Genomic DNA, 22,137 nt, shown 5'->3' on the forward strand with positions numbered 1-22,137 from the left:
CATGGCACCCGCTGTCTTCACGCGGGTCGCGAGCGCCGTCAATTGTCATGGTGAGCCCCGTGCGTGAGGGCTAGCATGGCAGCATGCTCGCCCGTGTTTTCGCGGCGAGTCGCGGAGAGGATCGGGGCGATGAACGGGGAGCCATCGCGAGGATCGGGAGAGACGGAGCGAGGGGAACCCGCGACCAGCGCACCCCGGGCGAACGGCGCGGCGAACACGCTCTCGACGAGCCAGGCGCCGTCGGCGCTCACGACACACGTGCCGTCGTCGGGGCGGTGGAGCGCGGCGCGGCTGCCGCTCGTCGACCGGTCGAGTTATGCGGTGGACGGCGAGGTCGCGCAGGGCGGGATCGGGCGGGTGCTGTCGGCGCGTGATCAGCGGCTCGATCGGCGGGTGGCGCTGAAGGAGCTGCTCGACACCGGCTCCGCCGCCGAGGATCGGTTCGTTCGCGAGGCGCTGCTGACGGCGCGGCTCCAGCATCCGTCGATCGTCCCGGTCTACGAGGCCGGGCGCTGGCCGACGGGCGAACCATTTTATTCGATGAAGCTCGTCACCGGGCGCCCGCTGTCCGAGATCATCGACGGCGCCCGCACGATCAACGAGCGTTTGCCGCTGCTCACGCACGTGCTCGCGGTGGCCGACGCGGTCGCGTACGCGCACGAAAAACGCATCATCCATCGCGATTTGAAGCCGGCGAACGTGCTCGTCGGGGCGCACGGCGAGACGCTCGTCATCGACTGGGGGCTCGGAAAGGATCTGTCGGAGCCCGTGGTGGATGTCGCGCAAACCGCGGCGATCGAGGGCGGCGACGATGTGGCCTCCGAAGGCGAAGGCACGCTCGTCGACGGGATCACGCTCGTGGGCTCGGTGATGGGGACCCCGGCGTACATGCCGCCCGAGCAAGCGGCGGCCGAGCCCGTGGACGAGCGCGCGGACGTGTATGCGCTCGGGGCGATCCTGTATCACCTGCTCGCGGGGCGCGCGCCGTACGCCGGCGTGAATGGCATCAAGATCCTGCAGCGGGTGCTCGAAGGCCCGCCGACGCCGCTGCCCAAGATGCAGCGCGGGATCCCGCTGGATCTTCTGGCGATCGTGGACAAGGCGATGGCCCGGGATCCGGCCGCGCGGTACCCGACGGCGAAGGCGCTGGCGGAGGATCTGCGGCGTTTTCTCGCCGGGCAGCTCGTGGGCGTGCACGACTACACGACCTGGGAGAAGGCGTGGCGGTTCGCGCGCAAGCACCGCGCGACCCTGGCCGTAGCGGCGGCGGCGCTTTGTGTGCTCGTCACGGCCGGGGGGCTCTTTTTCACAAAGGTGCTGAAGGAGCGAGATCGGGCGACGCGCGAGCACGCGATCGCGGAGGAGGCGCGCAAAAAAGCGGTGGAAGCCGAGCACCGGGCCGTCGCGCACGCCGACGAGCTGACGCTGGTCCAGGCGCGCGCGGCCGTTCTGCGAGATCCGAACGAGGCGCTCGCATGGCTGAAGACGCTCTCGCCGGCGTTCGATCAATGGAGCTCGGCGCGCGTCGTGGCCGCGGACGCCTGGGTGCACGGGCCGGCGCAGGTGCTGCGCGATCAACGAGGCGCGGTCAATCGCGTCGATATCTCGAAGGACGGGAAGCGGCTCGCCGTGGCCAGCGACGATCACACGGCGCGCATTTACGATCTCACGACGGGCACGTCGATCGAGCTGCGGGGGCACGAGGACGAGGTCTGGTTCGTGGCGTTTTTCCCGGACGAACAGCGGGTGCTGACGACGGGGAAAGACCGCACGATCCGTATCTGGGACACGAGCACGGGCGCCGCGATCTCCACGCTGCGCGGGCACACGCGCCCCATCGTGTTCGCCCTGCCGTCGCGCGACGGCAAGGAGATCGTGAGCCACGCCGACGACGCCACCGTGCGAGCCTGGAACGTGGCGACGGGCGCGCACCGCGTGCTCGCGTCGAACCCGGATTTCACGCTCAAAGGGGCCTTTTCGCTGGACGAGCGCCATTTCGTGACGGCAGGGAAGAGCGGCGTCTTGACGCTGTTCGATCGGACGACCGGAGAGTCCTTCACGCTGCCCGAGATGCGCGTGCACGACGCCACCGCCCAGCTTTTGCCGCGGTTTCCCATGGGGTTTTCCCCGGATTCGCGGACGCTCGCGGCCGGCGGCCCGGACGGGGCCGTGTGGCTCTGGGACATTCAGAAGAAGGACAAACCACGAAAGCTCGAAGGACAAGCCTCGGCGATCCTGCGGCTCACCTTCGCGCCCGACAGCAAGCGGCTCGCGACCGCCGCGCTCGATGGAACGGTCCGGGTCTGGGATCTCCAGGCGGGTACGGCCACGACGCTCCCGACGTACGACGGGTCGGTGTTCGCGATGGCGTTCTCCCCCGACGGGCGCATGCTCGCGTACGGCGGCAACGATCACGCCGTGCGGCTCGTGCATTTCGGGACCGGGGAGCGGCGCCGGTTCGTCGGCATGCGCGACAACGTGTCGGACGTGTTGTTCTCGGACGACGGGACCCGCCTCGTCGTCGCGAGCGTGGACGGCACGGCGCGCGTCTTCCCGCTCGACGCCACGCCAGGCCGCGTGATCGGCCAGCACGAGGGGAGCGCCTTCGAGGTCGACATCTCGCCCGACGGCGATCACGTGCTCTCCGCCGGGGCCGACGGCGTCGCGCAGCTCTGGCCCACGCGGGGCAACGGCGGCGGGCCGGCCGTGACGCTCGCGGGGCACGTGGGTCGGGTGATCCACGCGGAGATTTCCCCGAGCGGCGACGTGATCGCGACCGCGGGCGAGGACGGCACGGTGCGGCTCTGGGACACGTTCGGCCACGAGATCCGGGCCTCGCACGTGGAGGGGGCGCGGGCGCCGGTGATCAGGTTCTCGCCGGACGGCGCGTCGATCGCGGTCGGGCACACGACGGGCGACGTGGCGCTCTGGGACGTCGATTCCGGCGAGATGCGCGCGCTCGGGCGGCACGAGGAGTCGGTCCTCGCGCTCGCGTTCTCCGCGGATGGATCGAGGCTCGCCACGGGCAGCGCCGACAAGACGGCACGTGTCTGGACGCTCGCCACGGGAAAGAGCCGCGTGCTCGGCGGCCAGGAAGAGGCCGTCGAGTCGGTCGCGTTTTCGCCCGACGGCAAGGTCGTCGCGACGGGCTGCCTCGATCACAAGCTGCGGATCTGGGACGAGGGCGCCACGACGCCGCGCACCTACGACGCGAGCGGATATCGCGTCGTGGGTTTGTCGTTCACGCCGGACGGCGAGACGCTGCTCAGCCTGGGCGAAGACGCCACGGTGCGGGTGTGGGACGTCGCGACGGGCGCGATGCTCCGCGTTTTGCGCGGCCACAACGGTCCCATCCGCACGCTCGCGCTCGCGGCGAACGGCGCGGCGCTCGTGACGGGCAGCGACGACAAGACCGTGCGGCTCTGGGACCTCGCGATCGGCGAGGGGCGCGTGCTCGGCACGCACGACGGCGTCGTGCAGGACGTGGACATCGCCCCCGACGGGAGCTGGGCCGTGTCCGTGGGCCGGGACGGCACCGTGCAGGTTTGGCCGGACGACCTGCCCCGCGAGCCCGAGGCGTTACGCGCCTGGATCGCCCGATCGGTCCCCGACACGGTCGAGCATTTCACCGGCCATATGCTCGTGCCCTGATTCCGCTCACTCGGGCGTGCGTCCGAGCGCCGCGGGCCGCCACGAGGGGCGTTCGGTCGCGCGTTTGCCGTGCGGGGACCGGGGCCTCAGGTTCTGGAGCGCGTCCTTCAGCGTCGCGCGGGTCTCGACGCGGCCGAGGCCGATCCCGAGCGAGACGATCGTACGCGCGACCTCGGGCTGGATCCCCACGATGAGCGCGCGCGCGCCGAGCAGCTCGACCGCGCGCACGAGCCGGAGCAGGTGCTCGGCCGTCACCGCGTCGACGCTCGCGACGCCCGTGAGGTCCAGGATGGCGCAGCGCACGGCGCGCTGGGTGATCGTGCCGAGCAGGACCTCCATGGCGCGCGCCGCGCGGGACTCGTCGAGGGCGCCGAGCACGGGCATGGCCACGACCCCGTCCCACACGTCGAGCAGCGGCGTCGAGAGCGTGCGGATGTCCTCGCGCTGGCGGTGGATGATCTCGAGCTGCTCGCGCAGCGTCTCCTCGGCGTGCTTGCGCGCCGTGACGTCGAAGAAGAAGCCCGAGAGGAGCCTTTGCCCGCCCTCGCGCTCGGCAACGCTGACGACCATGTGCAGCCACACGGCACCGCCGTCCTTGGTGCGCAGGCGGTACTCGACCCCGCAGGCGTTGTCGTCGGCCGAGGCGCGGGTGAAGGCCGCGAGGGCGAGGTCGCGATCCTCGGGGTGCGCGTGATCCCGGAGGAAGTTCGGCTTGTACCAGGCGCTCGCGGGCCAGCCGAGGCGCTCTTCGGCCTGCGGGCCGACGTAGGTGAAGCGTTCGGTCTCGGCGTCGGCCTCCCAGGGGATGACGCCGGCGATCTCGACGAGGCGGCGCATGCGCTCCTCGCTGCGGCGGAGCGTCTGCTCGGTGCGCCGCCGCTCGGTGTTCTCGCGGGCGAGGTCGGCGTAGAGCTTGGCGTGATCGATGGAGATCGCAGCCTGGGCGGCGAGGAACTCGAGCAGCGAGAGGCGCCGCGGGGTGAACGCGCCCGGGACGAGGTTGTTCTCCATGTAGAAGAGGCCGATGAGCTCGGTTTGCCGCGTGATCGGTATGCAGAGGACCGAGCGCGGGCGGGCGCGGGCGATGTAGGGATCGGCCGAGAACATCGGCTCGGCCGTGGCGTCGTCGAGCAGGATCGGCTCGCGCGTGCGGCGGACGTAGCCGATGACGGACTCGGGCAGGAGCGTCGCGAGCTCCCGGGCGCGGCCGCCGGGGACCTCGATGTCGAGGCCCTGCGTGGTGACGATGGCCCGGCCCGCGTGGGTGAGATCGCCGCCCTCCGTCGCGAGGAGCACGTGGCAACGCTGGGCTCCGCCGTGCTCGATCACGATGCGCATGAGCGTGACGATGAGCCGCTGCAGGACGATCTCCTCGGAGACGGCGTGCGCGGCCTGGACCGCGGCGAGGACATCGATGTCGAGGCTCGATCCACCGCGGAGCGGGGGCTTCGACGTGCCCGTGGCCGGGTCCTCGAAGAGCTTGGCGTAGCGGCGATCGATCTTCTCGACCTTGCCGCCCGCGCCCCAGCGCGCGTACGCGGCGCGCGCGAGGCGCAGGTAGGCCGCGGCGATCGTGGGGAAGCCACGATCGAGGTAAAACCGCACGGCGGCGTCGGCGGCGAGGGCCTCGCCGTGGGTGAAGCCGTTGTCGCGGGCGGCGGCGATGGCCTGGTCGTAGAGGCGCATCGCGTCGACGTCGCGGCCGGCGAGGCGGCTGCGCTCGGCGAGGACGAGGGCGTGTTTGTGCTGGAAGTTCTCGGGGCAACGGTCGGCCCAGCGCTCGATGTCGGCCGCGAGCTCGTCGAGCGTGGAGAGGCGGGCGGCGAGCGTCGTGGGCGCGCGGCGGCCAGCCTCGGCGAGGGCCGCGAAATACCGCTCCTCGGGGAGGAGGACCTGCGAGGCGAACGCGGGGGCGTGGGCCCGGAGCGATGCGCTCGCGAGGAGCGCGTCGTCGTTTTCGCCGGCGATGACGAGGGCGCCGAGGTCGAGGACACGCCGCACGAGCGTGCCGAAGCGCATCGGCGCCGGGGGGCGGCGCGTGCCGCGGTTCGGCTCGGGCGTGAGCTCGTCGCGACGGGCGGGCAGCGGCGCGGCGCGGCCCTTTTGTTGTCCCACGAATCGCTCGATCGCGTCGAGGAGCTCGCCGATGCCCTCGGGATCGCTCGGATCTCGCCGCGCTTCCTCGTGCTTTCGCACCTCGCGGGCGACGTCGTCGAGCGGGTCGCCTTTGAGGAGCATGAAGAGCGCGACGAGGGCGCCGCTGCGCCGCGCGCACGGCGTGTTGCCCGAGGAGAGGGCGGCCGCGTACGCCCGCCTCGAATAGGCGATGCTCGCGCGCAGGTGGTGCGTCCAGACGGAGATGTTCGTGGCGAAGCACGCGCCGACGATGCCCTGGAGCAGCGCCGAGCCCATCTGCTCGGCGAGGTCCATGGCCACCTTGCCGAAGCGGTAGCCGCCCCGGTGATCACCGAGCCGACCGACGAGCGCCGCGCCGAACGCGACGTGCCCCACCACGGACGCAGGCGCATTGCCGTGGAGGAGCGAGAGCTGGACGAGGTGGCAGGTGACGATGTCGGCGACGTCCGGCCCGAGGGCCAGCGCCGACGCGTGGACCGCGAAGAGCGCCGACGTGGCCGCGAGCGCCTCGGGGTTCGTCATGGGTTCGAGGTCGCCGATCTCCTCGATCGCGCGGTCCCCGAGCGCGTCCCAGGTCGCCTCGAACGCCGCCGCGACGTCGCCCGCGCTCGGTCGCTCGGGCAGGCGCACGCCGAGGGGCGCGAGGCAGGACGCGGCGCAGGCGTAGGCCTGCTCGTGCTCGCCGAGGCCCGCGTGCAGATCGATGAGGATTCGCGCGGCGGTTTGTCTGTCCAGCTCGTTTCGAGCGCGCCGCAGGAGCTCGGCGACGCGGGCCTCGGTCGTGCGCCGATCGCCGCGTTTGGAGGCACACTCGGCCTGCGCGAGGAGGATCTTCCAGGTGAGGTCGGGCGGGATCTCCGCGGGATCGTCGTGTCCTTCGAGCAGCGCGCCCGCCGCGCCGAGGTAGTCGGCCGCGACGCTCGAAGCGCCCGCGGCCCGCGCGCGCCGGGCGGCGGCGAACGTGAGGATGCAGAGCCGCGCCCTCTCCTCGGCCATGAGCGGCACGCGGGAGGCCACGGTTTGTCCGAGCAGGATGTGCCCGGCCGCCTCGTAGAGCCGCTCGTTCGGCTCGTCCTCGCCCATCTCGCGGCTGAGAAAGGCGCCGATGCGAAGGTGCATCGCCGCGAGGAGCGCGGGGTCGTCTTTCGTGGCCTCGCGCCGGAGGTCGCGCGCGGCGAGCGCGTCGGCGAAGACGTAGGCCGCGCCCTCGCGGCGGAGGAGACCGGCCTCTTCGGCGGGCGCGAGGCACGCGGCGGCCTCGTCCGGGGTCGTGCCCAGCGCGGCTGCGACGACGTCGAGAGCGGCGGCTCGACCGAGGCAAGCGGCGGCCGCGAGCGAAAGGCGCGAAGGCTCCGGGAGGCCGGAGGCGGCGGCGCGCCTCGCCTCCACCTCCGCGTCGTCCGGCGGGCCGAGGTGAACGCCGTCCACGCGGGGCACGCTGCTCCTCTGGAGCCAGGGCTCGAGCGTCTCCTTCCAGGCGCCGTGCGCCTCGTCCGAAAACGTGGCCGCGATCAGTAAGTAACGACACTCCGTGCTCTCCAGGAGGCGCATGAGGAGACGCAACGTCGCGGCGTCGGCCGCGTCGACATGCGAGAGCACGAGCACGAGCGGCCGTTCGGGCACGGCGAGCGCCGCGAACAGGCGGAGCAGGGTCGTGGTCATGCGTTCGTCGGCGAACGCGGGGGGCAGGGGTTCGACGGGACGATCGTCCGGCACGAGGGAGGCGAGCGCCGGGCAGAGGTCGAGCAAAAGGCGGCCGTTGCCGAGCATGGCCTCCTCGACGCGCTGGCGGAGCAGCGGGCCGAGGGAGCCGGGCTCCTGGCCGAGCGTCGGGGCGACATGGCGGAGCGCGGAGACGAGCGGGCCGTAAGGTTCGCCCGCGTGGATCAGGTTGCCCTCGCCCGAGAGCACGAGCGTGCATTGCCCTATCGCGCTTTCGCAGAACGAGCGCAGGAGCTCCGCGCGGGCGGCGCCGGTACCGCCGCCTACAAGAACCAGCTCGGGCGCGCCGCCGGCCGCGACGCGGAGCATCGCGCCTTCGAGACGAAGGTACGCTACGTCATTCGGGTGTGCCGCGCCGGGCGGCGTCGCATTGCGGTGGGACGCTGTCGATTCCACGAAAGGTTTCCTGGGACGCACCACGCGACGTTCGACCAATCGCGGGAAAGGTCGGGCTGCAGGTAAGCGACGGGGGACTCGTACGGTATCGAGCCCGTCACGTTCGCGTCAACGCCGCGTCAACGACGCCGGCGTGCGTAATCGTTTTCGCTCCCCAGAAACCCGATCAAATTCGCGTGGGGACGGCTTTTGCAGAGGTGGGACAGAATTGGAAGGGAAAGCGCGTCAGTGAATGGCGCTCGCCGTGGCCTCGGCGGCCTTGGCGCGGTCCTCGGCGGTCTTGCGCTGGGCGGCGTCGGTGAGGAGGGAGCCGGCCTCGCGGAATCGCGTGGCGACGTCGCGGAAATAGGCGGCGTCCGCGCCGATGGGAGCCGTGATCTGCTTGATGAGCGCGGCGTCGAAGGCCGCGGCGCCCGCGAAGGGACCTTTTGCCTTCGTGATCGCGTCGAGGCCTGCGATCTGCCCCATGCCGAGCATCGACACCGGCGCCGATCGGACCATCGTGGCCGCGTCTTCGGGCCCGTTGCGCAGCGCCGCGACGAGTGCCGCGAAAAACGCGTCCTCGTCCGTTCGTGCTCCCTCGGGGAGACCGGCGTACAGCGACGCCGCTTGATCGAAATCGACCGCACGCAGGTAGACGCGGCCGAGCTCGACGCGTGCACGCGCATACATGCGGCGCGCGTCATCGGCGAGCTTCTCGTTCTTCAACGCGGCGCGGTACGAGAGCGGCACGCCGCGCTCGATCAGGGAACGCAGCACGCCGGTCTTCGTCGCGGCGTCCTTCGGCAGGAGCAGCCCGGCGTAGAACGTGGGCAGCTTCGTCGCGAGCCGCTCGGTGACGTCCGCGGGCGTGGCCTTCGGTAGCGGCGGCACGACGAGCCCGTCGAGCGCGTCGATACGCCTTCCGCCGTAGAGACGCGCGAGCAGCCCGCGGGCGCGGTCGATCCGCGCGTCGCGCAAGACGCCCACGGCCGCGAGGTCCCGCAGGCCCACGAGCACCGCGTCGCGGCCGCGATCCTTGCGCGGATCGAGCGTCTGATCGAGCTCGGCGTAGTAGATGTTCCGGGCCTCCGCGTCTTTCGCGAGCTCGGGCGAAAGCGGCACCGCGCGGACGGCCTCGACGAGACGGAGATCGGCCATGCCGGCCTCGATGGCCGCGACGCCGCGCGCGTAATAGCGCAGGCCCGCGCCCTCGTTCGAGAGCGCCTGGATGGCCGTCGCCTGCTCGGCGACCCAGTCCTTCACCGGCCCGTTGATGAACGCGACGAGCTTCTTTTTGTCGTAGGGCGCCGTGATCTTGGGGGGCGCGTCGCCCGCGCGCGAGAGCCGCGCCGCCGTCGCGAGGCCACGCATCGTGGTGTAGACGGCGCCGTCGATGCCCTTCGGGGGCGCGGCGATCACGGGCTCCAGGATCACGTCGGCGCACGCGGTGGGCGCGAGCTCGGCGCGGAGTGCGCGTGTGAGGCCCGGCGGCAGGCCCCCGCACGACTCCAGGCCCGCGAGGGCTGCGTCTCGTTTGTCCGCGTTCTTTTCGGCGAGGGCCTTGTCGAGGGCTTCGAGCGCCTGCGCCCGCTCGGCGCACACGGGCGCGGCCGCGGGCTTTCGCGACGCGAACGCGTCGCAGGCCTTGGGCGCCGGGGCCAGGCCTTTCGGGGCCGCGGGCAGGGGCGTGATCACGAGATCGAACTTCGGCTCGGTGAGCTCCTCCTCGCGATAGGCCGCCTTGTCGCCGCCGGCGGGCTTGGCCTCGTCGGGCTTCGCCTTGGGCTCGGCCTTGGGCTCGTCCTTGGCGGTCGTGTCCGGCGGGGGCGTTTTCGAGGTGTCGGGGGTGGGGGTTTCGTTGCCCGTGTTCGCGGGCGTCTGGGGGCCGGGGGTGGGGGACGCGCTGCATCCGGCCATGGCGACGAGAAGAATCAGAGGAAAGAGCCTTCGCATGGGTATCTCGCTCTCGTTGTGCCTGGCTTAGGCTGGTCTTCGGAGCGCGACAACAGCTTGCTGTGCGGAGTTCCCGGAAGGCCGGGAGGGCGCGGATCCCGAGGGCCGCGGGCCCGAGAATTTGCTACAAGGGCCGCGATGCTGCGCCGAACACCGAGGAGGGTCGCCTTCGGGCTCGTGTCCCTCGCCTTGCTCGCCGTGCCGACGGGCCTGTCTCTGGCCCAGGTGGCCGCCCCCACGCCCTCGTCCAACCCCGCCGGGGCCCCGGGCATGCGCGTGGCTCTGCCTTTCGAGAAGTATGTCCTCTCGAACGGCCTCGAAGTGATCCTGCACGAGGATCACCGTACGCCCGTGGTCGCGGTGAACGTCTGGTACCACGTGGGATCCAAGGACGAGGGCGCCGGGAAGAACGGCTTCGCGCACCTCTTCGAGCACGTGATGTTCCAGGGCTCGCGCAACGTCGGCGAGGACCAGTTCTTCCGCTACCTCGAACGCGCCGGCGCGAGCGACAGGAACGGCACGACGAACACGGACCGGACGAACTATTACGAGACCGTACCGTCCGGCGAGCTCGGCCTCGCGCTCTGGCTCGAGAGCGACCGCATGGGCTTCCTCCTCGACCACGCCAACGAGGAGACGTTCAAGAGCCAGCGCGAGGTCGTGAAGAACGAGCGCCGGCAGAACTACGAGAACGCGCCCTACGGCCTCGTGCGGCAGTTCGTGCGCGCCGCGCTCTACCCGCCGACGCACCCCTATCACCGGCTCACGATCGGCACGCCCCAGGACCTCGACGCCGCGACCTTCGACGACGTCCGCGCCTTCTTCAAGCGGTACTACGTGCCGAACAACGCGACCCTCGTCATCGCAGGCGATTTCCAGCCGGCGAAGGCGAAGGAGCTCGTCGCGAAGTATTTCGGGGGCCTGCCGCGTGGGGCCGACGCGAAGCCCATTCGCGGGCCCGTGCCCTCGCCGCTCACGAAGCAGACCCGCCTCGACGTCGAGGCCGGCGTCACGCTCCCGCGGATCGTGATCTCCTGGACCACGCCGCCCCATTTCGCGCCCGGCGACGCCGAGCTCGACGTGGTCTCCGACGTGCTCGCGAGCGGCAAATCGAGTCGGCTCTACAAGCGGCTCGTCTACGACATGCAGATCGCCCAGAGCGTGTCGGCGTCGCAGGAGTCCGCGGAGCTCGGGAGCGTCTTCGAGATCACGGTCACGCTCCAGAAAGACAAGAACCTCGACGAGGCCTTCAAGGTCGTCGACGAGGAGCTCGACAAGCTGCGCGCCGCGCCGCCCGACGCCGCGGAGGTCGATCGGGCCAAGACGCGCGCGCTCTCGGGGCTCGTCTTCGGCGCCGAGCGCGTCACGGGCCGGGCCGATCTCTTGAACAACTACAATCGCCGCACCGGGGATCCCGGGTTTTTCGAGAAAGACCTCGCCCGGTACGAGAAGGTCTCGCCGGCCGACGTCACGAAGGCGCTCGCGACGTACCTGCCGAAGGACAAACGCGTCGTGACGTTCGTGCGTCCCGTCGCGGACGCGCCGCGCGCCGGTCGCCTCGTGGGAGGGATGCCGTGAAGAAGCTCGCTCGCCGCTCGCAGATCGGGGCCTTGCTCGGCCTCTCGCTCCTCTCGCTCGCCGCCTGCCAGACGCCCGCGCCCGTCGTGCCTCCGCCGCCGGATCCCCCGCCGGATCCCGTGGCCACCCAGGAAGCGCCGAAGGAGGCGGCCGCGGCTCCGTCCGAGGATCCGTCGTTCCGGAAGACGCCGCCGCAATCGGGGGGCGACCTGCCGTTCATCGCGCCGAAGATCGACGAGGCGCGCCTCTCGAATGGCCTGCGCGTGCTCTACGTGATGCGGCGCGAGATGCCGGTCGTCGCGGTGAACGTCGTGGTGAACCGCGGCGCGGAGCAGGAGCCCGCCCCGGGGCTCACGAGCACCATGGCGTCCATGATGCTCTCCGGCACGAAGCAACGCTCGGCCATCAAGCTCTCGGAGGAGCTCGGCGCCCTCGGCGTGCGGTACGGGGCCTGGGCCGATCACGACGGCGTGGGCCTGACGGCGCAAGCGCTTCGCGACAAGGCGCCCGAGCTCTTCACGGTCCTCGCGGACATCGTGCTGAACCCGGCCTTCGATCCGGCGGAGCTCGAGCGCGAGCGAACGCGGCGGCTCACGTCGATCCTGCAGCAGGCCGATCAGCCGAGCGTGCTCCTCCAGAACGCCATCACCGAGCGGCTCTACCCCGCCGGGCATCCGTATCGCGAGCCGCTCATCGGCACGGAGACGTCCGTCAAGGCGTTCAAGCCTGCGGATCTCGCGCGCCAGCACGCGGCGCTCTTCCAGCCGGAGCACACGACGATCACGATCGCGGGCGACATCGACAAGGCCGCGGCGCTCGCGCTCGTGGAGAAGAGCTTCGGCGCGTGGAAGGGGAGAGCGAGCGCGGCGAAAGCGCCGAAGGAGCCCCCGGCTGTCGGCAAGGGCGAGAAGCGGGTCTTCCTCGTGGATCGGCCGGGCGCGACGCAATCGTACGTCGCGGTGACCCTGGTGGGTGTGCCCCGGAAAAACCCGGATTTCGACGCCCTGATGGTCATGAACACGCTGCTCGGCGGGCAGTTCACGAGCCGGCTCAACCTGAACCTGCGCGAGAAGCACGCCTACACGTACGGCGCGCGGAGCGGCTTCGACATGCGCCACGGCTCCGGGCCCTTCACCGCGGGCGGGGCGATCATGACGCCCGCGACGGCCAAGGCCGTGACGGAGATCTTCGCGGAGATCGAGCGGCTGCGGAAGGAGCCGGTGTCCGCGGAAGATCTCGCGGACGCGAAGGCGAACCTCGTCCGGCAGCTCCCGGCGCGCTTCGAGACGGCCGGGGACACGGCGGGGACGCTCGCGTCGCTCTCGGTGCAAGGGCTGCCGCTCGACGAGCTGGCCACGCGCCCCTCGCGGATCTCGAAGATCTCGGCCGAGGACGTGAAGCGCGTGGCCGAGAAGTACCTGCGGCCCGATCAGATGCGCGTGATCGTGGTCGGGGACGCGGCCGTCGTGGAGAAGGAGCTCGCGGCGCTGGATCTCGGCGGCGTCGAGGTGCGAAAGGCGCCGGCGAAGAAGGACGGCAAGCCGGAGCCGAAGAAGGAAGCGGCGAAGGGCGCGCCGGTCGGGCCGACCGGGCGGCCGAAGGTCAACCTCGGGCGGTAGTCGAGCCCTTCCATTGCCAGTCGAAGCATTACAATCACCGGAGCCGGGCGCGCGCGTGAGCCCTCGAAAGGGGCTCTTCGCGCCCTCGCTCCGGCCCACGGGGCTGCCGGTCGAGCCCATCAAGCGGGCCGCCATGATCGGCGGTTTTTCGGCGGGCGTCGCGGCGTACGCCTCGTGGGGCGCGTTCGTGACGAGCGGCGGGGAAGAGGCGCCCTTCGTCTCGGCCCCGATCGTGTTCGTCGTGGCCACGCTTTTCTCGGCGGCGATCGCGCTCGTCTTGCCGTTTCTGCGGGCCTTGCGGGTCGAGCTCGTCCTCGACGAGGGCGGCGTGCGTTGCGCCGTCGACGATTTCGTCACGTATTACCCCTGGCCGCTCCTCGGTCCCGGGCTCATCGGGAGCGACTGGGTCGGCATTCCCACGTTGATCCTCACGAACGAGAGTGGGCGCGCGTTCGCGCGGATCCCGCTGCTCGGCAAGCGCGCGCATGCAAACGCGGCCGCGCTGCTGCAATCGTACGAGCGGCGCCGCTCGGAGCCGATCGCGCGGGCGCCGTCCGTGGCGCGGGCGCTCGCGCGGCAGGGGCGGCCGCTTTCGGCGTGGCTCGAAGGGCTCGCGGCGCTCGGGGCCGCGGGGGACAAACGGGCGGGCTACCGGGAGCAGGCGCCGATCGACCTCGGCGAGCTGCCGTCGATCGTGGGTGACCTCGGACAAACCCCGGAGATCCGCGCGGCCGCGGCGTATGTCTTGCTCGCGCAACGCGCGCCGGATCTCGACGCCGTGAAAAACGCGGTCACGGAGGCGGCGCCCCCGCTCGTCCAGCTCCTCGTGCACCTGTCTCCGGCGGGCAAGGGCATCGTCTCGCGGGATTCGATCGACGCCGTGCGGCCGTTCCTCGAGCCCGACGAGGCGGCGGCGATCGACGGCGCGGGCTGATCGATCGCACGAACGACGCGCTTTTCGCCCCTCGCGGGTTCTGGCATCATCCGGCTCCCCGTGAATTTCTTCGTTCGATCTCTTGTGATCTCAGGCCTCGTCGCCTCCCTTTCGGCGTGCTCGGGCGCCCCCGCGCAGAGCCGCCCCGCGGCCACTCCGGCGCAGGCAGAGGCGCCCGCGCCCGCGATTCCGCTGGGCCCCTGCGCGCTCCGGCCCTCGTGTGACACGCCATTTCCCGCGCAATCGAAGCGGGAGTTCCAGCATCACCGCTCGGCGGTGCTTTCGGCGCTGGGCGCGCGGCACCGGGGTCGGGATCTCTTCTTGCTCCCAGGTGCCCCGCAATGGGTGCTCGGGAAGTTCGCGTATGGGCCCTCGGACAAGGATCTCGAGGACGAGGAAATCGACGTGTATCTGCTCCGCGGCTGCGGGGCGTCATGGGAAAAGGTCGGGACGTACCGCACGACCGAGGACGACGGCTCGCACCCGGCGGTGCTCGGCGTCGCCGATCGGGGCGGGCAGATCTTCGTGAATCTCGCACAGGTATTGCCGGGTGGCCCGCTCGGCGTGGGGCGGCACCGGATCAAAATGGTGGTCGCGGGCGACGGGACGAGCGCGGAGTTGTTCCTCGAAGTGTTGCCGCCGAACGCGCGGATCGTGGTGACGGACATCGACGGCACGTTGACGGAGAAGGAAGAGGCGCTCGTGGGCGACGTGCTCACGGGGAACCATTCTCCGACGCACCCGGGCGCGGTGGACGTGATGCGGACGCTGTCGGGGCGCGGGTTTTTCCTGTTTTACCTGACGGCGCGGCCGCACTGGCTCGAACGGCGGACCCGCGAATGGCTCGCGCTGCGCGGATTCCCGCCGGGAATCGTGCACACCTCGGTGACGTCCACGGGGCGCATGGGCGGAGCTGCCGCAGAATTCAAATCGGGTGAGCTCAGCCTGCTGAAGACGGCGACGGGGCTCTTGCCGGAGCTCGCGTTCGGTAACATGCCGAGCGACGTGGACGCGTATACGAGTTCCGGGATCCCGAAGACGTTTTATTACAAGCTCGGAGAGGACGCGCGGGGCGGCGTGAAGCACGACGATTATCGAACGCTCTTGCCCTCGCTCGGCGAGCTGCCGGCGGTGTGTCCGTGAAGAGCCCGCGCAAGGCGTACGAGGACGCGAAGGTGCACCTCCACGTGCTCGGCGAGGAGCACGAGATCGAATGCAAGGTGCGGGTCGGGCGCACGCACGTGCACGAGCTCTTGCCGCTCGCGCGGTCACTCTCGGCGTCGATCCTGGCCATCGGGGCGGCGCACGCGCGGGCGCAGGGCAAGGACATTTCGTGCCAGAAGGGCTGCACGCATTGCTGTCGCCAGCTCGTGCCGGTCTCGCCGATCGAGGCGCGGCGGCTCGGGGAGGTCGTGGCCGCGATGCCGGAGCCGCGCCGCACGGAGGTGCGCGAGCGGTTTCTGCGGGCGATCGAGCGGCTCGAACAGGCGGGGCTCGTGGATCCGAAGGCGCCGAAGGGCCGGGCGGCGCTGGTGTCCAAGGAATCGACGTCGTCCGCGGCGTGGGACGACGTGAGCCGGCGATATTACGAGCTCCGGATCGATTGCCCGTTCCTCGAAGGCGGGCTGTGCAGCATTTACGAGGAGCGCCCGATCGCGTGCCGGGAATACAACGCGGTGACGGACCCGGCGCTGTGCGAGGCGCTCGATCCGGGCATCGAGATCGTGCCGCGGCCGTCGCCGATGGGCGACGTCCTCACGAAGGTGACGGGAGAGCTTCTGGGCAAACCTCAGGCGGGGATCCCGCTGCCGCTCGCGCTCGAATGGGCGCGCGCGCATGGAAAGACGCTCGAACGCGAGCGGGACGGCGAGGCGATGTTCTGGGCGCTGCTCCGCGTGATGGAAGAGGACGGCGCCTGACGGGCGCTCATTTCTCGACGACGCGATACACGAGCGTCTGCGTGGCCCCGCGCCGCTCGATCCGCACCTCGACCTTTTTTGCGGTCCGGAGCTTCGTATAGGCCTCGAACGCGGCGTCGGGGTTCGAGATCGCGTGTCCCCCGATCTCGGTTACGAGGTCGCCATTCTTCATTCCGAGCGTCGCGAGCACGCTTCTCGGCCGAACGGCAAAGAGCTTCAGGCCCACGGGCATTCCGTCTTTCAAGCTCGGAACGATGCGGGCCGAGCGGAGCAGCGCCACCTGGTCGACGAGCAGGAGATCGGCCGAGGCTTGCGTGATCTCGTACTCGGTCTCCGATATTTTTCGCACGCCGGCCGCGAATTTCTCCACCGTCTCGATCGCCGGGGTCTCGCGTCCCTCGGAAAGCGCGCCGAGTCGGCTCGTGTTCCCCGCGCAGGTATCGGGCAAGGGTTTGTCCGGGATACGGCGCACGACGATGCCGCCGGCTTCACTCTCGACGAGCGAGAGCCCGGCCGGCTCGAGGGCCTCGCGGAGGAGGCGGATCGTATTCGGGATGGGCACGGGTCCGCCGGTGAAGAGCGTGATCCGCGCGCAATGGGCGACGGCCTGGGCGTCGGCGTCGATGACGATGGGTTTACCGGCGGCGGACGCGAGCTTTTCGGCGACGGCGTCGACCGGCTCGTTGCGAAGCTCCAGGGAGACGGTGCCGGCAGGGATTTCCACGGCGGCCGCGGCGTCACCTGCGATCGGCTCGGACGGGGTCGGGTCGGATTTGTGGCAGGCGGCGAGGAGGAGCGCCGCGGTCAGGGCGAGGGGGAGGGAGGCGCGCAGGCGAGACGGGGTGAGCACGGGAAGGTAATGTGCATGGGGTTTCGGCGGGGGGCAATGGGCGTCGTGGGGGTCGCGGCGGAACGGTTCATTGCGGACGGCGCTTCTCTTCGAGGGTCGCCTTCAGCACGAGGAGCATCGCGCGATCCTTCGGCCGCGTGAGCTTCTCCTTGATCCGAATGAGGCGCTCGAGAGAAAGGACGCGGATCGGCGAGCCCGCGACTTCCAGCCACAATGCATCCGGCAGGAGATCCTCGTACGAGGTGTCCTCCTCGATCGTGCCGAGGACATCGAGCACGCCGTGGCGCGTCGAGAGGAGCTTGTGCCCGGCGGAGAAGAGGTGCGACTCGTTGGGCACGAGCCTTCGGGGATCCGTGCGGAAGACAGCGTCGAGGTCGTGCAGCGCGGCGAGCAAGCGCGCGACGTTGTCCTCGGCGCGCGAATACACGATGTCGATGTCGAACGTGTGTACGGGCGCCCCCTGCAGCACCGCGGCCATGCCTCCGACGACGACGAAATCCACCCTGTGGTGGAGGAGCGTCCGGAGAATGTCAGCCAGCGCCATCGGGCAGCGGGCGGACGCTCTCGACGAGGTCGATCGAGCCCTGCGCCACCGCGAGGCGCTCGGTCGGCGACAGGCTGAGCATCCAGCGGATGAGCGAGCGATCGATCCCGTCGGCGTCGTAGGGATCCTGATCTGCTCCTACGAGGTCTTGCGGCATCTCGAACACGGTCTGGAGGTTATCACGGGCGCGAGGGGCGGGGGAGAGCCTCACCGCAACCCCGCCCCCTTCCGCGTCACCCGTGGCAGCGCCGTCTTCGTCGAAGGCTCGAGCGCGAGGTCGTCCGCCTCCCCCGCCGCGAGCCGCAGCGCCCCCGCGTATGCGATCATCGCCGCATTGTCCGTGCAGCTCGCGAACGACGGCACGAAGAGCGCGATCTTCTGCCGCGCGCACGCCTCCGCCATCTTCGCGCGGAGCCCCCGGTTCGCCGCGACGCCCCCCGCGAGCACGATCCGCGGCACGCCCTCCACCTTCGCCGCGCGTACCGCCTTGTCCACGAGCGTGCCCACGACCGACGCCTGGAACGCCGCGCAGAGGTCCGCCAGCGCTTGCCCCTCGGGCGGCTTGCCCAGCAACGCGACATGGCGCATGACCGCCGCCTTCACCCCCGAGAAGCTGAACTCCAGGCTCTCGCGATGCGCCATCGATCGCGGCACCGCATCCTTCGCCCGCGAAGCATCTCCCGTCGCCGCCAGCCGATCCACCACGGGGCCGCCCGGATACCCGAGGCCGAGAAGCTTCGCCGTCTTGTCGAACGCCTCGCCCGCGGCGTCGTCGCGCGTCGCCCCGAGCTCGCGGATCGCCGAGAGCTGCGGCGCATCCACGCGGTAGAGCGCCGTGTGCCCGCCCGAGGCCAGGAGCGCGATGAACGGGTACGACGGCACGGGCGCCTCTGCCTCGGCCTCGCCGCGCCGCAGGAACACCGCGAGCAGGTGCCCGACGAGGTGGTCCACGCCGACGATCGGTTTTCCCGTCGTGAACGACAGACCTTTCGCCGCCGAAAGACCCACGAGAAGCGCGCCGAGCAGCCCCGGACGCGAGGTGACCGCGATCCCGTCGACGTCGCCGGGCTTCATTTCGGCCCGCGCGAGCGCCTCGCGGATCACAGGCACGATGGCGCGCGCATGGTCGCGCGAGGCGATCTCCGGCACCACGCCGCCGTAGGGCGCGTGCGCCTCGACCTGGCTGCGTACGACGTCGGAGAGCACCACGCCGGTCTCCGTCACCACGGCCGCGGCCGTCTCGTCGCACGACGTCTCGATCCCTAGAACCCGCATTGACCCTCCCGGCGCACCAGCGAAAACATGCCGAAGATCGGCCGCCGTCCCTCGTCCGCGCCCGGATCCTCGGAGCCCGCGCGCACGAGCCGTACCTCGACGCCGCCGTCGGAGCGGAGCGACAGGAACGCGAGCATCGACTCGGCCATGGGCTCGCTCGGCGAGACCGCGAAGAGCGTGTTCCGCTCCCGACCGTCGCCCATCTCGAACTGCGAGAGCGGATCGTGCGCGAGCGGCGGGATCGGGCGGAGCTCGGCGCCGTCAAAGAGCCGCCGCTCGGGCCGCGTCTGCGTCGCAGCCTCGAACGTCCAGAGCCTGCCCGGCGATTCGTCGCCGTCGAGCCGGTTCGCGTCGAGCGTCAGGCGCATCTGCACGCGGGGGCTGAGCCCCTCGCGAAAAGGGCTGCCGAGCGTGATGGCGCCGCAGTACGCCTCGTGCGGGCCCGTGGAGAAGCGCGCGACGTCGTTGCATCCGGAGGCGGCCCCAGCAGCGAGGATCAGCGCGAAAAGAGGGCCTCGTCGCGCCCGCTTCCTGCTTTCCCTCGGCCTACCCGTGAGCATCGGCGCGGATTGTGCCTTCGCCCCCCCTCTCCCGCCACCCCTCTCCGCGCGCCCTTGGTAGACTGCCCACCCTTCGATGGAAACCCAAGCCCAAGGCCCCAGGATCGATCCGCAGGAGTTTTTCGACAAGGCACCGGCCTTGTTCTGCGTCCTCGACTCCGACAACCGGATTTACCAGCCGAACGGGGCCTGGGAACGCGTGACGGGGTTCTCGCTCGAGGCCCTCGAAGGCATGCGGCTCGAAGACCGTTTGCACCCCGAGGACCGGGACCCGGCCCGGCGCACCTCGCGCATCTCGGTCGAGGCCCAGGGCGCGATCGTACAGGAGACGCGTTTCCGTTGCGCAGATGACACGTTCAAGTGGCTCGAATGGACCATGCGCGTGGTCTTCGAGCGGGGGCTCGTGTTCTGCTGCGCGCGATCCATCGAGCAGCCGCGGCGCGCCACCGTCACCGCCGCGCGGCGCCTCGAAGCCTACCTGCGAAGGGCCCCCGTCGCGATGATCGAGACCGAGGTCGGCCGCGGGGTCGTCGAGTGGAGCTCCGGCGCCGAGCGGATCTTCGGCTACACGCGGAGCGAGGCGCTCGGTCGAAAGCTCGTCGACCTCATCGTGGCCGAGCCGCAACGCGAGACGGTGCTCGACGCCGCATACGCGATCCGCGAAGGCCGCATCCCCTCGGGGCGCGCCTCCGCGTCGGAGAACATCACGAAGGATGGCCGCAGGGTCGTGTGTGAATGGCACAACGCGCCGCTCGCCGACGAGGAGGGGCGCGTGCGCGGGGTCCTCTCCATCGCCCTCGACCGGACCGAGATCGAGCGCGAGCGCGCGCGGGCCGAGGAGAGCCTCGCGCGGTTCGAGCTGCTCATGCGCGGCTCGAAGAACGGCCTCTGGGATTACGTGCCCACGGATCCGAAGAACCCCGCCGATCCCGATCAGCCGATCTTCGTGTCCGACGGGCTCACGCGGCTGCTCGGCATCACGGCGGAGGCCGCGCCGAAGGTGATCCGCGAGTGGGATGCGTTCGTGCACCCGGACGACCGAGAGCTCGCGGCGAAGCTCTTCGCCGAGCACATCGCGTCGCGCAAGGACGAGACGTACTTCGAGGGCCGGCTCCTCCGCGGGGACGGCTCGTACCTGTGGGTGGCGAGCACGTTCCAATCGCTCTGGAGCGAGAGCGGCGAGCTTTTGCGGCTGGCCAGCGCGATCGTGGACATCACCGAGCGCAAGGACACCGAGGCCGAGCTCCGCGACAAACTCGCGCTCATCGAGCGCCAAGCCGCGTCGATCCGGGAGCTCTCGACGCCCATCCTGGAGGTGCAGGAGGGCGTTTTGTGTTTGCCCGTGGTGGGCGTGGTCGACAGCGGGCGCGCCGCCGAGATGATGGATGCCGCGCTCGGGAGCGTGGTGGATCTGCAGGCGCGGTTCTTGATCATCGACCTCACGGGCGTGCCGGTGCTCGACACGAGCACGGCCGATCGCCTGCTTGCGATCGCCCGCGCCGCGAGCCTCGTCGGCGCGAAGACCGTGATCACCGGCCTCCGGCCCGCCGTCGCGCAGACCGTGGTGACCCTCGGGGTCGCGATGGGCGAGGTGAAGACGCTCAGGAACCTGAAGGACGGCCTCCGGTACTGTCTGCGCGAGGCCAGCCGGTGATCACCCCTCCGCGGGCGCCTGTTCCACCGAGCGCTCGACCCCGCGGCGCTGGAGCGCGAGCAGGAGCCCGAGCAGGCTGAAGCCGGCGCAGAGGAGGCCATACATCACGACCTCTCCGCGACCGATGAGCCAGCCGGCCGCCGCGGGCCCCGCGATCTGCGCGAGGCTGCCGAGCGACTGGCTCACGCCGAGGACCGTGCCTTGTTCGTCCTTGCTGACGCTCTTCGTGATGAGCGTCGTCACGCTCGGACGCACCACGGCCGCGCCAAACGAGCCGAGCACCACGAGCACCAGCAAAAACCCGAGGTTCGTCGCCAGGCCGAGCAGGCAATAGCCGAGGACCATGGTCCCGAGGCCAATCGCAGTGAGCCGCTCCTCGCCGAGCTTCTTGACGAGCCGCTTGAGGAGCCCGCCCTGCACGATCGCGCCGATGAGCCCCGAGAGGCCGAAGATGAGGCCCGCCTGGTGCAGCTCGTAGTTGAACTGGCGCTTGAGGTAGACGCCGAGCGCGCCCGTGAGCGCAGCAAACGAGATGCTGAAGAAGAAGAACTCGGCGAGGTGCTTGCGAGGCCCAGGGCGCGCGAGATACTCGGCCATCCCCGAGAGGCGCCGGCCCGTCTGGGCCGTGGGCTTGCGCGCCGGGAGGAAAAACGCCGTGAGCAGGATGGCGAGCAAGCTGAGCCCGGCGGCCGCGAGCGTGGGCGGCTTGTACTTGAAGAGCGGATCGGGGTCGTCGCGGAAGAGGTACGTGAGCAGCGCCGTGATGCCAGGGCCGAGCAAGAAGCCCGTGCCGAAGGCGATCCCGAAGAAGCCGAAGGCCTGCGTGCGCTCTTCGTTCGGCTTCGTGACGTCGGAGATGTACGCCTGAGCAATGCTGAGGTTGCCCGCCGTGAGGCCCGCGATGATACGTCCGACGAAGAGCATCTCGAGGCTATGGGCCGCCGCGAGCGTGAGCCAGCCGATGAGCGTGCCCGCCTGGCTGAGCAGGAGGACAGGCTTTCGGCCGATACGATCGGAGAGCCGGCCGAGCATCGGGCCGGAGACGAACATCGCCGCCGCATAAACCGAGGTCAAAAGCGTCGCCTGGAAATCCGACGCGCCGTAGTCCTTCGCGTAATACGGCAAAAGCGGGAGGATGAGCGTCAGGCCGAGGACGTCGACGAAGACGGTGAGGAATATCGGCAAAAGCGGAGATCGCATCAACGGCTCGCCTCGTTCGTACGGCGCGCCACGAGGCGGTTCGGGTGGCGCTGGGCGCGCATCCTGACACAGGCGCCACGAACATGCCCTTCCGTTGCGTGAACTTCTCGGGGGAAATGCCCCGATCCGCCAGGTCATCCAGGGCCGTGGAGCCGGGGCGCTGC

The 22,137-nt window shown here is 70.6% G+C and carries 15 protein-coding genes; 7 read left to right on the forward strand and 8 right to left on the reverse strand.

The features are described 5' to 3' along the window. The first annotated feature begins 129 nt into the window (after nt 1-129). A complete protein-coding gene (locus QHF84_RS43455; protein ID WP_281319486.1) occupies nt 130-3,651 on the forward strand; it encodes a serine/threonine-protein kinase in 3,522 nt (1,173 codons plus the stop codon). A 6-nt stretch (nt 3,652-3,657) separates the two neighbouring features. Here QHF84_RS43455 and QHF84_RS43460 read toward each other — a convergent pair whose 3' ends face one another. Beyond that, nucleotides 3,658-7,905 carry a GAF domain-containing protein gene (locus QHF84_RS43460; RefSeq protein ID WP_281319487.1) on the reverse strand — a complete coding sequence of 1,416 codons (4,248 nt, stop codon included), beginning with the start codon at nt 7,903-7,905 and terminating at the stop codon, nt 3,658-3,660. A 225-nt stretch (nt 7,906-8,130) separates the two neighbouring features. After that, entirely contained in the window at nt 8,131-9,840 is a 1,710-nt protein-coding gene (locus QHF84_RS43465) for a hypothetical protein (RefSeq protein WP_281319488.1), read from the reverse strand. Between the two features lie 138 nt (nt 9,841-9,978). Between QHF84_RS43465 and QHF84_RS43470 the strand changes: the two genes are divergently transcribed. The 5 genes from QHF84_RS43470 (at nt 9,979) to QHF84_RS43490 (ending at nt 15,890) form a co-directional block, all read left to right on the forward strand. Then, nucleotides 9,979-11,418 carry a pitrilysin family protein gene (locus QHF84_RS43470; protein WP_281319489.1) on the forward strand — a complete coding sequence of 480 codons (1,440 nt, stop codon included), beginning with the start codon at nt 9,979-9,981 and terminating at the stop codon, nt 11,416-11,418. Continuing rightward, complete coding sequence (locus QHF84_RS43475; RefSeq protein WP_281319490.1) at nt 11,415-13,037, forward strand: pitrilysin family protein; 1,623 nt, start codon at nt 11,415-11,417, stop codon at nt 13,035-13,037. Before QHF84_RS43470 ends, QHF84_RS43475 begins: the two co-directional genes overlap by 4 nt. A 55-nt stretch (nt 13,038-13,092) precedes the next feature. After that, nucleotides 13,093-13,971, forward strand: a complete 879-nt coding sequence (locus QHF84_RS43480; protein WP_281319491.1) for a hypothetical protein — start codon at nt 13,093-13,095, stop codon at nt 13,969-13,971. An 84-nt stretch (nt 13,972-14,055) separates the two neighbouring features. Further along, on the forward strand, nt 14,056-15,114 hold the full coding sequence (locus QHF84_RS43485; RefSeq protein WP_281319492.1) for a phosphatidylinositol transfer protein: 1,059 nt from the start codon (nt 14,056-14,058) through the stop codon (nt 15,112-15,114). After that, nucleotides 15,111-15,890 (forward strand): YkgJ family cysteine cluster protein, encoded by a 780-nt coding sequence (locus tag QHF84_RS43490; protein WP_281319493.1) that lies wholly within the window; start codon nt 15,111-15,113, stop codon nt 15,888-15,890. The genes QHF84_RS43485 and QHF84_RS43490 overlap by 4 nt, the downstream gene beginning before the upstream one ends. 7 nt (nt 15,891-15,897) lie before the next feature. On the opposite strand, the gene QHF84_RS43495 is transcribed toward QHF84_RS43490, so the two are convergent. From QHF84_RS43495 to QHF84_RS43515, 5 genes are all read right to left on the reverse strand, one after another. Further along, a complete protein-coding gene (locus QHF84_RS43495) occupies nt 15,898-16,740 on the reverse strand; it encodes a hypothetical protein (RefSeq protein WP_281319494.1) in 843 nt (280 codons plus the stop codon). Nucleotides 16,741-16,807: 67 nt separating this feature from the next. Then, the gene (locus QHF84_RS43500; protein WP_281319495.1) at nt 16,808-17,284 is read right to left on the reverse strand and encodes a DUF6036 family nucleotidyltransferase; all 477 of its coding nucleotides are present in this window, start codon (nt 17,282-17,284) and stop codon (nt 16,808-16,810) included. Next, a complete protein-coding gene (locus tag QHF84_RS43505; protein WP_281319496.1) occupies nt 17,271-17,450 on the reverse strand; it encodes a hypothetical protein in 180 nt (59 codons plus the stop codon). Before QHF84_RS43505 ends, QHF84_RS43500 begins: the two co-directional genes overlap by 14 nt. Before the next feature lie 41 nt (nt 17,451-17,491). Then, nucleotides 17,492-18,559, reverse strand: a complete 1,068-nt coding sequence (tsaD, locus tag QHF84_RS43510; protein ID WP_281319497.1) for a tRNA (adenosine(37)-N6)-threonylcarbamoyltransferase complex transferase subunit TsaD — start codon at nt 18,557-18,559, stop codon at nt 17,492-17,494. After that, on the reverse strand, nt 18,547-19,119 hold the full coding sequence (locus QHF84_RS43515; RefSeq protein WP_281319498.1) for a hypothetical protein: 573 nt from the start codon (nt 19,117-19,119) through the stop codon (nt 18,547-18,549). The genes tsaD and QHF84_RS43515 overlap by 13 nt, the downstream gene beginning before the upstream one ends. Before the next feature lie 76 nt (nt 19,120-19,195). On the opposite strand from QHF84_RS43515, the gene QHF84_RS43520 reads away from it, so the two are divergent. After that, the gene (locus tag QHF84_RS43520; protein ID WP_281319499.1) at nt 19,196-20,773 is read left to right on the forward strand and encodes a PAS domain S-box protein; all 1,578 of its coding nucleotides are present in this window, start codon (nt 19,196-19,198) and stop codon (nt 20,771-20,773) included. Here QHF84_RS43520 and QHF84_RS43525 read toward each other — a convergent pair whose 3' ends face one another. Then, nucleotides 20,774-21,973, reverse strand: coding sequence for an MFS transporter (locus QHF84_RS43525; protein WP_281319500.1), 1,200 nt, complete (start codon nt 21,971-21,973; stop codon nt 20,774-20,776). It lies immediately after the preceding gene. Between the last annotated feature and the right edge of the window lie 164 nt (nt 21,974-22,137).

Origin of the sequence: Polyangium sp. y55x31, assembly GCF_029946505.1 — a bacterium.
GTDB lineage: Bacteria > Myxococcota_A > Polyangia > Polyangiales > Polyangiaceae > Polyangium.